1 protein-coding gene is annotated in these 446 nt (G+C 62.6%); it reads left to right on the plus strand.

Annotation, left to right across the window (positions count from 1 at the left end):
* Window positions 1-446: endo alpha-1,4 polygalactosaminidase (locus KDL01_RS47240; RefSeq protein WP_212534288.1), on the plus strand; the 446-nt coding region annotated here is incomplete at both ends.

The following is a 446-nucleotide window of genomic DNA, read 5'->3' on the forward strand; positions in this document are numbered from 1 at the left end:
ATCAAGGCACGCTATCCGGAGGCCAGGCTGATCTTCAATCGCGGCTTTGAAATCCTGCCGCAGGTGCACGACCTCGCCTATGCGGTGGCGTTTGAATCGCTGTATCGCGGCTGGGACCAGGGCAGCAAGCAGTACAAGCAAGTGAACGATGCGGACCGCGAATGGCTGATGGGCCATGTACGCAAGATTCGCGACGAGTACCGCCTGCCGGTTATCGCCATCGACTACTGCCCGCCGACCGACCGTGCCTGCGCGCGGGAAACGGCCAAGCGCATCAAGGCGCAGGGCGTGGTGCCGTATGTGACCGATCCAGACTTGTCGACCATTGGCGTGGGGCGCATCGAGGTGTTGCCGCGCAAGGTGTTGATCCTGCAGGACCGCGACCCGCGGACCACCATTGACACCAGCGAGGGCGTGCGCTTTGTGGCCACGCCGCTCAATTTTCT

Origin of the sequence: Actinospica durhamensis (assembly GCF_018139695.1) — a bacterium.
GTDB lineage: Bacteria > Actinomycetota > Actinomycetes > Streptomycetales > Catenulisporaceae > Actinospica > Actinospica durhamensis.